Origin of the sequence: Sphingomonas jeddahensis (assembly GCF_001981525.1) — a bacterium.
In the GTDB taxonomy this organism is placed as follows: Bacteria; Pseudomonadota; Alphaproteobacteria; order Sphingomonadales; family Sphingomonadaceae; genus Sphingomonas; species Sphingomonas jeddahensis.
In genome coordinates, this window is record NZ_MPSB01000008.1 from 51,851 (window position 1) to 65,688 (window position 13,838).

At 65.5% G+C, this 13,838-nt stretch carries 15 protein-coding genes; 3 read left to right on the plus strand and 12 right to left on the minus strand.

What is annotated here, in order from left to right; all coding sequences use genetic code 11:
• Nucleotides 1-5 precede the first annotated feature (5 nt).
• The 4 genes from SPHI_RS09850 to SPHI_RS09865 form a co-directional block, all read right to left on the minus strand.
• Nucleotides 6-398 (minus strand): NADH:ubiquinone oxidoreductase subunit NDUFA12, encoded by a 393-nt coding sequence (locus tag SPHI_RS09850; protein WP_076744829.1) that lies wholly within the window; start codon nt 396-398, stop codon nt 6-8.
• A gap of 120 nt (nt 399-518) precedes the next feature.
• Entirely contained in the window at nt 519-1,004 is a 486-nt protein-coding gene (locus SPHI_RS09855) for a DUF192 domain-containing protein (RefSeq protein ID WP_076744763.1), read from the minus strand.
• Between the two features lie 2 nt (nt 1,005-1,006).
• Nucleotides 1,007-1,567, minus strand: a complete 561-nt coding sequence (locus SPHI_RS09860) for a cold-shock protein (RefSeq protein ID WP_083719926.1) — start codon at nt 1,565-1,567, stop codon at nt 1,007-1,009.
• A 76-nt stretch (nt 1,568-1,643) separates the two neighbouring features.
• Nucleotides 1,644-2,165 (minus strand): regulatory protein RecX, encoded by a 522-nt coding sequence (locus SPHI_RS09865; RefSeq protein WP_076744764.1) that lies wholly within the window; start codon nt 2,163-2,165, stop codon nt 1,644-1,646.
• A gap of 115 nt (nt 2,166-2,280) precedes the next feature.
• Between SPHI_RS09865 and SPHI_RS09870 the strand changes: the two genes are divergently transcribed.
• Nucleotides 2,281-4,008: a fatty acyl-AMP ligase gene (locus SPHI_RS09870; RefSeq protein ID WP_076744765.1), complete on the plus strand. Its 1,728-nt coding sequence runs from the start codon at nt 2,281-2,283 to the stop codon at nt 4,006-4,008.
• Nucleotides 4,009-4,385: 377 nt separating this feature from the next.
• Here the strand turns inward: SPHI_RS09870 and SPHI_RS09875 are convergent, their stop codons facing one another.
• From SPHI_RS09875 to SPHI_RS09910, 8 genes are all read right to left on the minus strand, one after another.
• Complete coding sequence (locus SPHI_RS09875; protein WP_144036181.1) at nt 4,386-4,688, minus strand: hypothetical protein; 303 nt, start codon at nt 4,686-4,688, stop codon at nt 4,386-4,388.
• Between the two features lie 175 nt (nt 4,689-4,863).
• Nucleotides 4,864-6,801 (minus strand): acetate--CoA ligase, encoded by a 1,938-nt coding sequence (gene acs / locus SPHI_RS09880; protein WP_076744767.1) that lies wholly within the window; start codon nt 6,799-6,801, stop codon nt 4,864-4,866.
• Nucleotides 6,802-6,881: 80 nt separating this feature from the next.
• Entirely contained in the window at nt 6,882-7,499 is a 618-nt protein-coding gene (locus SPHI_RS09885; protein WP_076744768.1) for a MarC family protein, read from the minus strand.
• 7 nt (nt 7,500-7,506) lie between these two features.
• The gene (gene folD / locus SPHI_RS09890) at nt 7,507-8,376 is read right to left on the minus strand and encodes a bifunctional methylenetetrahydrofolate dehydrogenase/methenyltetrahydrofolate cyclohydrolase FolD (RefSeq protein WP_076744769.1); all 870 of its coding nucleotides are present in this window, start codon (nt 8,374-8,376) and stop codon (nt 7,507-7,509) included.
• Complete coding sequence (locus SPHI_RS09895; RefSeq protein ID WP_076744770.1) at nt 8,373-8,675, minus strand: DUF167 domain-containing protein; 303 nt, start codon at nt 8,673-8,675, stop codon at nt 8,373-8,375. Before SPHI_RS09895 ends, folD begins: the two co-directional genes overlap by 4 nt.
• Complete coding sequence (locus SPHI_RS09900; RefSeq protein WP_076744831.1) at nt 8,672-8,971, minus strand: YggT family protein; 300 nt, start codon at nt 8,969-8,971, stop codon at nt 8,672-8,674. The genes SPHI_RS09895 and SPHI_RS09900 overlap by 4 nt, the downstream gene beginning before the upstream one ends.
• A 67-nt stretch (nt 8,972-9,038) precedes the next feature.
• Entirely contained in the window at nt 9,039-9,941 is a 903-nt protein-coding gene (gene argB, locus SPHI_RS09905; protein WP_076744771.1) for an acetylglutamate kinase, read from the minus strand.
• A 163-nt stretch (nt 9,942-10,104) separates the two neighbouring features.
• The gene (locus SPHI_RS09910; protein WP_076744772.1) at nt 10,105-10,743 is read right to left on the minus strand and encodes a queuosine precursor transporter; all 639 of its coding nucleotides are present in this window, start codon (nt 10,741-10,743) and stop codon (nt 10,105-10,107) included.
• 302 nt (nt 10,744-11,045) lie between these two features.
• On the opposite strand from SPHI_RS09910, the gene SPHI_RS09915 reads away from it, so the two are divergent.
• A complete protein-coding gene (locus SPHI_RS09915) occupies nt 11,046-12,380 on the plus strand; it encodes a NupC/NupG family nucleoside CNT transporter (protein ID WP_076744832.1) in 1,335 nt (444 codons plus the stop codon).
• Between the two features lie 425 nt (nt 12,381-12,805).
• A complete protein-coding gene (locus SPHI_RS09920; RefSeq protein WP_198927856.1) occupies nt 12,806-13,756 on the plus strand; it encodes a CPBP family intramembrane glutamic endopeptidase in 951 nt (316 codons plus the stop codon).
• Nucleotides 13,757-13,838: the final 82 nt, after the last annotated feature.

Genomic DNA, 13,838 nt, shown 5'->3' on the forward strand with positions numbered 1-13,838 from the left:
AGGCTTCACGCGTCGGGGCTCCAAGCCTCATAATCACCAGTTGCCGCCTGCCGCTGCCCACCCCGGTCGAGCGAACCTGACGGGCGATACGCCTCGGCAGTGCCGGTCATGTTGGGCTTGGCGGGCTTCTGCCACGGGCGCGGCGGCGGCAACACCTCGGCGGGCGCGGCATCGACATGATGGTGCAGCCAGCTGAACCATTCCGGCGGCACCCGGCTTGCGTCATTCGATCCGTTGTAGATCACCCAGCGCCGCGGATTGCCGGCACCGTCCTTGCCACCTTGGTAATAGACGTTGCCAAGCCCGTCCTCGCCAATGCGCGACATGCCGCGCAAGCCGAACCAGGTGCCGATGGTGGCGCCATTCCACCAGGTGAAAGGATTGAGGTTGATGCCCATGTCGCCCCAGCGCTTAGCCGCTGCCGCGCGGAGCTTCAATGGGATCTGGTAGCTGCGATGGAGCACCTGGCATCGCCGAGAGCATGCGGACTTGCGCCGATCCAGCAAAAAGCGGTCGCGTCACCGCTTCCACGTCACCTTGTCGCCCTCTGCAATCCCAAGCTCGGCCGAGCGCCCGCCGTTGAGCTCCAGCACCGCTGCGACCGGCTCGCCCGAGGGCACCTGCGCTTCCGAGAAGGGCACGGTATTTTCGGCGATGCGTGCGATCGTGCCGTCCGCACGGATAAAGATGATGTCCAGCGGCGAGGGTGTGTTCTTCATCCAGAAGCTTGCCTCGCGCGGCCCGCCGCCCTCCGGCGGATAGGGTGCGAACAGCATGCCTCCATCCTTGGGGATGTCGGTGCGGTACATCAGCCCACGCTGCTGCGTCTCCACGGTGTTGGCCACCTCGACCCGGAACACATGCCGGCCGTTCGCGCTTGCCACCGTCACTTCAGTCAGCGGGGCACGCGCGGCCTCGTTGCCGGCGGAGGCTGCGGCGTCACGCCCGGTGCAGGCCGACGTGCCGATCAGCAGCGCGATTGCCGACAGGCCATAAAGCTTCATGATCAATTCTCCCGTGCGACGCTGACTGCCATCGGCCCCTTGCGCCCCTCCACGACGCGAGCGCGCAAACGTTGTTCGGGCAGCACGTCGGCAATGTCGCCGCGTCGCAGCGTTTCCATATGGACGAAAATATCACCCGGCACGTCGTCACGCACCAGAAAACCATAGCCCTTCAGGCGATTGAACCATTTCACTGCCACCGGCTCCCAATCGCCGGCTTCGTCGATCAGGCTCGCGGGGTCGATCCGTGATGCCGCTCGCGGCACCGGCTCGACCGCGGTGGACGTGTCGACCGTCAGGATCTCGCGCGCCTGATAGCCGCGGTCGCGCCGAACCGCGACTGCGTCGATCCGCGTTCCTTCGGGAAGGCTGCGGCGACCGAGTGGCTGAAGCACTGAAAAGTGGATCAGCACGTCGCCCAGGGCGCCTTCGTCGGGCACCAGGAAGCCGAAGCCGCGAGTCACATCGAACCACTTCAACGTGCCGGCGACGCGCACGCCTTCCTCGCCGTCCGTAACGGCGGCATCGCGGCCCTCGATCACCTCAGGCGGTTCGCTGCGCATCGTCCCTCAAGTCCCCCGCCGACAACGCTAGCATGGTTGACGCGCCGCACAACATGGCAGTTGCAAACCGGCATCATTACGGATCGTCCGGTTCCTCGCCCGGTGCCGCCGTCACGATCCGGCGGGCGAGCGCAAACGAATGGCCCGCGCGCAGCATGGCGGCGACCTGCCGCTCACGCTGGCGCTCGTCCGCGGGCGCGGCCGCATAGGGGCCGAACCGCCGCCGCCGCGCGAGGGCGAGTGCGCTGTTGAGCGCTGCTGCGTCGCTCTGTTCCAGCGCTTCGACGGAATCCGCCTCGTCGACATGCGCGGCGCGTAGCGCTTGGGACACCCGCCGCGCGCCGTAGCCGCGCCGCGCCAGCGATCGTGCGCGCGCCTCGGCAAAGGCGCGATCGTCGACATAGCCCAGCCCCGCCATCCGCTCCGCCACCGAAGCGGGATCAAGCGCCGGCCCGCTCCACCCCCGCTCGCGAACCTTGCGGCGGAGGTAATCCGCCAATTTTCCCCGCGTAGTGGCGAACCGCTCGACATAACGCAGCGCCAGATTCTCGAGCGCGGCCGCGTCGAGCGGTGGTGGCGGGCGGCGGCTGTTGGTCATGCGCCTTTATGTTGCCACACTGGCAATGGAATTTGAACGTTGCGATCCTGCCGGTCGCCGGCCCATCGTGCCGGTGCCTGATCGGGATCTTGATAGAGATTTAAGCAGACAGGCCATGACGACCTTGACCCCGACCCCGAGCAGCGATGCGCAACCGCGCCGCTTCGCCGATTTCGCGACCTTGGGCGAGGCGCTGGACTATGCCGCGCAAGGCGACCGCGGGCTGAACTTCCACGATGCGCGTGGCACGCTGGTCCGCCCGTATCCGTTCCGCGAGCTACAGGCAGATGCGAAGGCCGCTGCTTATCGCCTGATCGCCGCGGGCATTGCGCCGGGTGATCGCGTGGCGCTGGTCGCCGAAACGAGCGCGGAGTTCGCCGCACTTTTCTTCGGCACCGTCTATGCTGGCGCCTGGCCAGTGCCACTGCCGCTGCCCACTTCATTCGGCGGCAAGGATTCGTACATCGATCAGTTGCGCGTCCAGCTGACGAGCTGCGATCCGGTCATGCTGATCTACCCACCGGAATTGACTGAGATGGCCGGCGCTGCCGCCGCCGCGGTCGGCACCCAAGGGATCGACTGGGCCGACCTGCTCGGTCGCGACGCGCCGCCGGTCGATCTGCCGCACGCGGCGGGCGAGGACATCGCCTATCTGCAATATTCCAGCGGCTCGACCCGCTTCCCGCACGGTGTCGCGATCACCCATCATGCGCTGCTCAACAACCTTGCCGCGCACGCGCACGGCATGCAGCTAATCGAGAGCGACCGCTGCATCTCCTGGCTCCCATGGTATCATGACATGGGCTTGGTCGGCTGCTTCCTCTCGCCGGTCGCCAACCAGGTCTCGACCGATTACCTCAAGACCGAAGATTTCGCCCGCCGCCCGCTTGCATGGCTCGATCTCATCACGCGCAATCCTGGCACGTCGATCAGCTATTCGCCGACCTTCGGCTACGACATTTGCGCCCGCCGCATGTCGAGCCAGACCAAGGCTGCCGACCGTTTCGACCTGTCGCGCTGGCGTCTCGCGGGCAATGGCGCGGACATGATCCGGCCGGACGTGATGCAAGGCTTTGTCGATGCGTTCGCGGACGCCGGTTTCCAGGCGACTGCCTTTCTGCCCTCCTATGGCCTGGCCGAAGCGACGCTCGCTGTGTCGATCATGCCGCCGAACGAGGGCATCCGCGTCGAACTGGTTGAAGAAACGCAACTGTCGGGCGTTCCCGCCGGCCAGGATCGCCCGCATCGCTATCGTGCGATCGTCAACTGCGGCAAGCCGGTGCGCGACATGAAGGTCGAGATCCGCGAGGAAGACGGCACCCCACTGCCCGAGCGAGCGATCGGCAAGGTTTGGTGCAGCGGGCCGTCGCTGATGGTCGGCTATTTCCGCGACGATGCGGCGACGCAGGCGTGCATGGCCGACGGTTGGCTCGACACCGGCGACATGGGCTATTTGTCGGACGGCTACATCTACATTGTCGGCCGGGCCAAGGACATGATCATCGTCAACGGCCGCAACCATTGGCCGCAGGACATCGAATGGGCCGTGGAGCAGCTCCCCGGCTTCAAACAGGGTGACATTGCAGCCTTCGCGATCACGACGCCCGGCGGCGAAGAGACGCCAGCGGTGCTCGTCCAGTGCCGCACGTCGGACATCGAGGAACGCAGCCGCCTGCGCGACGAGATCCGCGACCGCGTGCGCGCCGTGACCGGCATGAACTGCGTCATCGAACTGATCCCACCACGCACGCTGCCGCGCACCAGCTCGGGCAAGCTGAGCCGGGCGAAGGCGCGGAATTTGTATCTATCGGGTGAGATCAAGCCATACGCAGTGGCGGCGTAATGTGCGGGCGCCCCTGGATTGCCAAAGCAATCCAGGGAGACGCCACGGCGGGCAGCGGGCCGGCGCAGCCGGTCCCGTCTGACGGCGTGGCGGAAGGGTGGAGAGGACACCCACGACGTCATGCCGGCCTTGTGCCGGCATCCAGGGTGCCGCTGATCCGAAACGGCTGAGTTCGTGGAGGGCTGGATGCCGGCACAAGGCCGGCATGACGCTGAAGGCTGCGGCTCGCCTCACATCTCTCGTCAACCCCGAGTTGATGCGTGATCCAGCGCGCCCCGCGAGCAACCGGCTGCGATGTTCGCGGCACCATGGATCCCGGATCAAACCCGGGATGACGGACCGTTTGTGGCTACGAAGCGCCTAACATCGCTCCGCAATCAAGCCGCGCGTTGATCCCCCACGCGCCGCCGTGCCCTCGCCTTGGCGGTCAGCACGATATGCCCGCGCTTCTCCTGCACCCAACCCTGGCGTGTGAGGGCATCAAGCGTCATCGGGCAATCGCCACGTGAAATCATCAAATGCGGCCCCGCGGCGCGCGCGGAACCGAGAATGCGTTCGAGCAGCTCGGCGGTGAGCCAAGCGCCATCATCTTGCTGACCCAATGCGACCCCCCACGGGTTTAAACGGCAGCGGTGCTTATCTTGGATCAAGGCAAACAGTGACTCGGCGCCTCGCGTCAAGCGATTCCGAGGTGCCGAGTGACTGGCCGGGCGGATTCTCCGCTGAATTGATTTCACGTGGTCGCTGAACGGCGTTGAAGTGCCATCATGCTGCAACAAACGGGCTGGTTTCAGCCGATTTGTTGCAGCTCGCGCTGGTCGCACCATCGAGAGCGCACGTCGAGTCGCCCCCGGCTTAAGAGACGCGATTCGCTACCAGATCATCCACCACCGACGGGTCGGCGAGCGTCGACGTGTCGCCCAGGCTCTCCACCTCCCCCTCGGCGATCTTCCGCAGAATACGCCGCATGATCTTGCCGGATCGCGTCTTGGGCAGGCCAGGCGCGAACTGGATCGCATCTGGGCTAGCGATCGGCCCAATTTCCTTGCGTACCCACTGCCTGAGTTCGGCAGCGAGATCGTCCGAGGCTGTCTCACCCGAATTGAGCGTGACATAGGCGTAGATGCCCTGCCCCTTCACGTCATGCGGCATCCCCACCACCGCCGCCTCGGCGACCTTGGGATGGAGCACCAGCGCGCTTTCTACCTCGGCGGTGCCCATCCGGTGCCCGGAAACATTGAGCACGTCATCGACGCGCCCGGTGATCCAATAATAGCCGTCCTCGTCGCGGCGGCAGCCGTCCCCGGTGAAATACTTGCCGGGATAGGTAGTGAAATAAGTCTGGAAGAAGCGCTCGTGATCGCCCCAAACGGTGCGCATCTGCCCCGGCCAGCTTGCGGTGATGCACAGGTTGCCGCTCGCCGCACCCTCCAGCACGGCGCCATTCTCGTCCACCAGTTGCGGATAGATGCCCGGCAGCGGCTTGGTCGCCGATCCCGGCTTGAGGTCGGTCGCGCCCGGCAATGGGCAGATCAGCGCGCCCCCCGTCTCGGTCTGCCACCAGGTGTCGACGATCGGTGAGCGTCCCTCTCCCACCACGTCGTGATACCAGCGCCACGCCTCCGGATTGATCGGCTCGCCCACCGTGCCGAGCAGCTTCAGGCTGACGCGGCTGGTGGCCTTCACCGGCGCATCGCCCTCCTTCATCAGCGATCGCAAGGCGGTGGGCGCGGTGAAGACGGTGTGGACCTGGTGCCGGTCGACCACCTGCCAGATGCGGCTGGCGTCGGGCCAATTGGGCAGGCCTTCGTACATCAGCGTCGTCGCGCCGTTCGCGAGCGGGCCGTAGATCACATAGGTATGCCCGGTGACCCAGCCGACATCCGCCGCGCACCAGAAGACGTTGCCTGGCCGATAATCAAACACGAGATCGTGCGTGTAGCTCGCCCATAGCAGATAGCCGCCGGTGGTGTGCAGTACGCCCTTCGGCTTCCCCGTCGACCCCGAGGTATAGAGGATGAACAACGGGTCCTCCGCGTTCATCGGCTCGGGCGGGCAGTCGGTGGAGACGCTCTCCGCCGCCTGGTGATACCAGATGTCGCGATCGTGCATCGGCACATCGTCGCCAGTCGCCTTGATGACGATCACCTTCTCGAGGCTCGGCGCCTGCGCCGCGGCGGCATCGACATTGGCCTTCAGCGCGATACGCTTGCCGCCGCGCCGCCCGCAGTCGGCGGTGATGACCAGCTTGGAGTCGCAATCCTCGATCCGCCCGGCCAACGCATCGGGCGAGAAGCCGCCGAACACCACCGAATGGATCGCGCCGATCCGCGCGCAGGCGAGCAGCGCAAACGCCGCCTCGGGGATCATCGGCAGGTAGATGGTGACGCGGTCGCCCTTGCGCACGCCCTGCGCCTTCAGGACGTTGGCGAAGCGGCAGACTTCGCGATGTAGTTCCGCATAGGTGAAGCGTTTCGGCTCTTCCTCGGGTACATCCGGCTCCCAGATGATCGCGACCTGATCGCCGCGCTCGGCGAGATGCCGGTCCAAGCAATTGGCCGCGACGTTGAGCACGCCGTCCTTGAACCAGCTGATACCGAAATCCGCCTCGTCGAAGGACCAATCACCCGCGACCGTCGGCGCCCTCACCCATTGCAGCCGCTTGGCCTGATCGAGCCAGAAGGCATCCGGATCGCTGCCCGCCGCCGCGTACATCGCCTCATAGCCGGTCTGATCCACCTTCGCCTCGGCGGCCCATTGCGCGGGCACGGGGTAAAGCTGCTGGTCGGCCATGCATAATCTCCTTTTGCGGCCCTGATGGCCGCTGGAGAGCCGGCTTGGCAACCGTCTTGGGGCCCACCGCGACGTAGAAGCTACCCTAGTTGCGCCTGAATCCCGTCGATCACGAACTGCACCGCCAGCGCCGCCAGCAGCACGCCCAGCAGCCGCGTGATCACCGCCTCGATCTTGTGCCCCAACAGCCGCATCAGCGGCCCCGCCGCCAGCAGCGCGGCAAGCGTCAGCAGCAGGATGGTTCCCATCGCCGCCAGCACCACCAATGTCTGCTCCAGCCCGTTGCTGCGACCCATCAGCAGCATCACAGTGGCGATCGATCCCGGCCCGGCGATCATCGGCATCGCCATGGGGAAGATCGAGACGTCCTCCGCCTCTTCCTCGGTCACCTTGGCGGCGCGATCCTCGCGGCGCTGGGTACGCTTCTCGAACACCATCTCCAGCGCGATCAGGAACAGCATGATCCCGCCCGCGATGCGGAAGGAGGCCAGCTCGATCCCGAGCCCATGGAGCAGCGGCTCACCGAACAGCGCGAAGACAAGCAGGATCAGCGACGAGACGACAATCGCCCGCACCGCCATCGCGCGGCGCTGCACCGGCCCTGCCCCCGCCGTCAGCCCGGCATAGATCGGCGCGCACCCCGGCGGATCGATCACCACGAAGAAGGTGATCAGCGAGGAGACGAAGAGTTCCAGCACCGGCGCGTCAAATCGCGGCCGAGAGCGTCACGCCGTCGCGCCGCGCAGCGGAGACGACCGTGTTGCGCAACAGCACCGCGATCGTCATCGGCCCCACGCCGCCCGGCACCGGCGTCATCGCGCCCGCCACCTCGGCGCAGGCCGGGTCGATGTCGCCGACCAACCCGTCGTCGGTGCGATTGATGCCGACGTCGATCAGCGTCGCGCCGGGCTTGATCCACTCGGGCTTCACCATCTTCGCACGTCCCACCGCGGCGACGACGATGTCGGCGCGCCGGACCACGTCTGGCAGATCGCGGGTGCGCGAATGCGCCACGGTCACGGTGCAGCTATCGCCGATCAGCAGTTGCGCCATCGGCTTGCCGACGATGTTCGACCGGCCGATCACCACCGCTTGCCTGCCGGACAGATCGCCCAGCACGTCGCGCAACAGCATCAGGCAGCCAAGCGGCGTACACGGCACGAACCCTTCCAGCCCCGTCGCCAGCCGTCCAGCGTTGACGGGGTGGAAGCCATCGACGTCCTTGTCAGGATTAATGCGCGTGATGATTGCGCTTTCGTCGAGATGCCCGGGCAGCGGCAGCTGGACCAGGATGCCGTCCACCGCCGGATCAGCGTTGAGCCGGTCCACCAACGCCTCCAGCGTCTCCTGCGTCGTATCGGCCGGCAGGCGATGCTCGAAGCTTTCCATGCCCGCGGCGACGGTCGCCTTGCCCTTGGAGCGGACATAAACGGCCGAAGCGGGATCCTCGCCTACCAGCACCACCGCGAGACCCGGCTTGCGCTTGGCTATGCTCGCAACCTCAGCCGCTGCAACTGCCACACGCTCGCGCAGCCCCGCCGCGAACGCCTTTCCGTCGATGATCCGTGCCGTCATGGTGCCGTGCCATAGAGGCTGGCGGCGACCCGCGCCAGCGCAGCGGCATCGCCTTCGACGAACAGTCGTTTGAGCCGCGCCGTCTCCCCGCCGGTGATCCTCACCGACCCGCGCGACACGCCGAAGGTCTTGGCCACCAGCGCAATCAGCGACGCATTCGCCGCGCCATCCACCGGTGCGGCCGCGACGCGCGCGGAAAGATGCTCGTCCGTTCCGCCGCTTAGCGCATCGCGTCCACAGCGCGGCGTCAGCCGGACCGCGATCGCGATCCCGCCATCCGCCGCCTTCCAGGCGCTCAGATGCCGCCCATCATCACGCTAGCCTCAACATTGTTGAGGATGATCGTCAGGATCGCGATGCCGATCAGCACCACCGCCGGCGCGAAGTCGATCCCGCCGGTATTGGGCAGGATACGGCGGATCGGGCGGTACAGCGGCTCGGTCAGCCGATCAAGCCCCATGTACAGCGAGCGCACGAAATTCGACTGCATGTTCACGACGTTGAACGCCACCAGCAGCGACAGCACGAACTGGATGACGATGACCCACCAGACCACGTTCAGCAGCACCTGCAGGATCTGGACGAGGGTAAGCATCAGCAAGGGCGGTCTCCGTTCCGGTGTATCATCATAATAGCACAGTTGGGCACGAGCGCGACCCTCATCAACCCTTGCGGATCAGCGTACCCGCGCCGCGCCGCGTGAAGATTTCCAGCAGCATGCCGTGCGGCACCCGCCCATCGAGCACCACCGCCGCATCGACGCCGGCCTCGACGGCGGCGACGCAGGTTTCCAGCTTCGGGATCATCCCGCCTGAGATCGTGCCGTCCGAGCGAAGACGTGCCACGTCGATCGGCGTCAGATCAGTGACCAGTTCGCCCTGCTTGTCGAGCACGCCCGCCACGTCGGTCAGCAGGAAGAACCGTTTCGCGCCCAGCGCTGCGGCGATCGCACCGGCCATTGTGTCCGCGTTGATGTTATAGGTATGCCCGTCCGATCCGATGCCGATCGGCGCAATCACCGGAATGATTCCGTCGTGGCTCAGCGTGTCGATGATGCGGCGGTCCACCGCGACCGGCTCGCCGACAAAGCCCAGGTCCACCTTGCGCTCGATACCCTGCAACTGATCGGGCTCGCTGCGGCCGACCTTCTCGGCCCGCACCAACCCGGCGTCCTTGCCCGAAATGCCTACCGCACGCCCCCCGGCGGCTGCGATCCAAGACACGATCTGCTTGTTGATCGATCCGGCGAGAACCATCTCGGCGATATGCGCGGTTTCCTCGTCGGTGACGCGCAGCCCATCAACGAAGCGCGACTCGACGCCCAACCGCTTCAGCATCGATCCGATCTGCGGCCCGCCGCCGTGAACTACTACCGGGTTGATGCCGACCGCCTTCATCAACACCACGTCTTCGGCGAAATCGCGCTGCGCCTCCGGATCGCCCATGGCGTGCCCGCCGTATTTCACGACAAAGGTCGCACCGGCATAACGCTGGAGATACGGCAGCGCCTCGACGAGCGTTTCGGCCTTGGCGAGCAGTTCGGGCGCGGGACTGTGATCGGTCATGGTGCGCTCGCCTAGCGGTTCGCAGGCGAAAGCAAAACCACCCTCGCCACGGTTCGCGAATGTTGACAATGTTGAGGCGCTCGCACGTTTTTCTCCAACAGCCTCAACATTCGCATCATCATGGAAACGGGTATCCCACGGACGCCGGCTGTAGGACAGGCCGTCAGCGATCCAGCCGCCGCCCCAGCGCCACGAAAGCGTAGATCATCGGCGGCACCAGCACGATCGACAGCGCCACTTTGGCAATCATCTGTCCGACCATCAGTTCGCCGATCGGGAACACGCCATAAAAGGCGATCGTCACGAACAGCAACGTATCCACCACCTGCGACAGCACGCTGGCGATCGCTGCACGCAGCCACAGCAGCCGCCCGCCCTCGCGCCCCTTCAGCGCCGCGAAGATCGTTACGTTGAGCGTCTGCGACGTGCCGTAAGCGACAATCCCGCCCATCCAGATGCGCGGCGTGCCCGTCATCATCAGGTCGAACGCGGCCAGCCGCTCCGGCTCCATGGCGGACGATGCCGGCACCGCAAGTACCACCAGCGTCAGCAGCAGCGAGACAATCAGCGGAACAAAGCCGATCTGCACCAGCCGATTCGCGACATGCCGACCATGCAGTTCCGCAATCGCGCTGGACGTGACGACCAGCAGCAGAAAGGCGAAGATCCCCGCCTCCACCGCCAGCGGCCCGAGCGCGACCTGCTTGTTGCCGAGCACCCCGGCGATGCACACCATGCCCCCGTAAAAAATCGAGAAGGCGAAGAGCGAGCGCGCGATCGGCGCGGGAGCGCGTGATTCCATCCGCTTGCCGGTACATCGCGCGTGCGCAAGGGGAAAGCCGGATGTTGGCCGTGCATCATCCCACTCGAACCGTCATCCCGGCCTTGAGCCGGGATCCAAGGCTCCGCGAGCGCCATGGCTCGATCCAAAGGACAGCGTTCGTGGCGTGATGGATCCCGGCTCAAGGCCGGTATGACGCTGGATGATGAGGACGGCCGCAACCATCCACTGTCCCGCTTGTCGAACAGCCGCCGCCTTCCCTATGAAGGCACACGGAAAAAACATCCGGCGGCAAGCTCCGCCCGTAGCGGGAAGTGTCGCAGTTGAGCCGTTTTCTCATCGGCATCGCCGGTATCATCGTGATCCTCGCGCTGGCGGTGGCGCTATCCACCGATCGCCGCGCGATCCGGCCGCGAGTGGTGCTCAGTGCCTTTGCGCTTCAGGTCGGCATCGCGGTGCTCGTCCTTTACGTCGATTTCGGCAAGCGCATCCTCTCGGGCATGTCCGCCGGCGTGTCGCACCTGCTTGGTTATGCCAAGGCGGGGGTGGATTTCCTGTTCGGCCCGCTCGCGTCACCTGAGATCGGCGGCAACAGCTTTGCCATCGCCGCTTTGCCGGTGATCATCTTCTTCGCCAGCCTGGTCTCGATCCTTTATTATCTCGGCGTGATGCAGTTGATCGTCCGCTGGCTGGGCGGCGCGATCGAAAAGGTGATCGGCGTATCCAAGGTCGAGAGCCTGTGCGCCGCCGCCAACGTGTTCGTCGGACAGAGCGAATCGCCTTTGGTGATCCGCCCCTATCTGGCCGGGCTCACCCCGCCGCAGCTGTTCACGGTGATGACCAGCGGCATGGCGGGCGTGGCCGGCACCATCCTTGCAGCTTATGCCTCGATGGGCATCCGCATCGACTATCTGCTCGCGGCCAGCTTCATGGCGGCGCCGGGCGGCATCCTGATGGCGAAGATCATCATGCCGGATCGGACCGTGCCGCCCGAAGGCGAACTGCCGCTCGGCGACCTGCCCGACCCCGACCGCGAGATCGAAGTGTCGGAAGCCCGGATCGCCGGGGCGAGCATCGCCGCCTTGCCGAACGAACTCACCCCCGGCGAGCCGATGCCGCAAGCGACGCATGACGAGGAAAAGCCCGCAAACCTGATCATGGCGGCGGCGCAAGGCGCGCAGACCGGCGTGCGGCTGGCGGTCGCGGTCGGCGCGATGGTGCTGGCGTTCGTCGCGCTGGTCGCGCTCGCCAACGGCCTGCTCGGCGCGTTCGGCGGGCTGTTCGGCCGGCCCGACCTCAGCTTTCAGATGCTGCTCGGCTATGTCTTTGCGCCGGTGATGTTCCTCATCAACGTGCCCTGGGACGAAGCGCTGCGTGCGGGCGGGCTGTTCGGCCAGAAGATCGTCCTGAACGAGTTCGTCGCCTATATCGATCTCGGCCGACAGGCGGATGTGCTGTCGCCGCGCACGGTCGCGATCGTGACCTTCGCGCTGTGCGGCTTTGCCAATTTCTCGTCCATCGCGATCCAGATGGCGGTGACCGGCAACCTCGCCCCCAACCAGCGCCCGATGATCGCCAAGCTCGGCATCCGCGCGCTGCTGGCGGGTAGCCTGGCGAACCTCATGTCGGCGGCGTTGGCGGGGCTGCTGATCGTTTGAACAGGCGCGGGCGCCGCAAGTCGCGCGACCTCGCCAACCGCTGCAACCTTCCGTCACCCTGAACTTGTTTGGGGGTCCACCGCTCCGCAAGCCCAGCCACCGCTGGTGGCGCGATGGATGCTGAAACAAGTTCAGCATGGCGGCTGCGTGGCACGACTGCTTACGCCCAAGGTCAGCCATGCAGTGGATCGGTACAGCGTTCCAGAACCCGCCATGCGGGCCTATCCCGGCCGTCTCTTTCACATTGAACGGCCGAGCTTAGCACGGAGCCGCAGATTGGCGGAGGACGCTAAACAATGGCGCCAAGCGCCCGGCTTTCGAGCTCTCTTAGAGACTGCCCCGCTGCTAGATCCATTGGCACGGATGTTGCTTCCTTTGATTTGTCGTCGGGGAGAACGTCTCGACCGAGTCAAAGGGGGGCATCGTTGAACAAATATCATAGCGCCGGGAGCGGCATCGCATTGGGTGACCGCCGCGTTCTACAGTCCGGCCGTCTGCGCTGGCTGCGCAGCTTGGCCTGGATGGTCGGTCTCTTCGCCCTAGTCCTACTTGCTATCGGGCCGGGGATGACAATGGTGCGTCACATCTTACCGACCGGAACGCCGCAACTCGCATTCCTTGCTAATGTGATCAGCGGCGCGATCGCCGTGATTGTATATGCCCTGATGGTCCGTCTCGGAGAAGATCGTCACCCGGACGAACTGGCCATCAAGGTAGCGCCCGCGCAGCTCACGGCAGGGCTGACCTTGGGCGCAGCCATGTTCGGGACGGTTATGGCGATCCTGATGACCTTCAATCTCTACACGGTCGATTGGCTTGGTCCTGCGCCGGCATGGCGTGCAGGAGGACACGCCATCCAGGCGGCGCTGATCGAAGAAACGCTCGTTCGCGCTATCCTTTTCCGGTTACTGTGGCGGGCATTCGGCCCAGTGCTCGCATTCAGCGGGTCAGCGGCGGTATTTGGCGTGAGCCACATCTTCAATCCGGGCGCGACCATCGTGAGCGTGCTGTGCATCGCGCTTGAAGCGGGGATCATGCTTGGTGCGCTTTACGCGCTGACGGGGCGTCTGTGGGTTTCGATCGGCGTTCATGCCGCGTGGAATTTTACGCAGGGGTACGTGTTTGGTGCTGCGGTCTCGGGCCGGGATGCCGGACCGGCGCTGGCGCATAGCATAGCGCGGCCGGATGCCAGCGTCCTTCTGACTGGCGGAAGCTTTGGACCGGAGGCATCTCTCCCAGCATTGCTTGTCTGCGCTAGTATCGGCATCGGTACGTTGTGGCTGGCGTGGAAGCGTCACCGCCTTGAGATCGCGACCGGCTCCATCTCGGATGGGCGTATGGGGTCGGAAGCGGCGCCCACGGTAGCCGCCGCCTGAATGCGTGAGCGGATCATCGGCTTTGGCTTGCCAAACTTACCGTCTTATCCGGACGGCAGCTATCATCGGCTGCCGTCCAAAG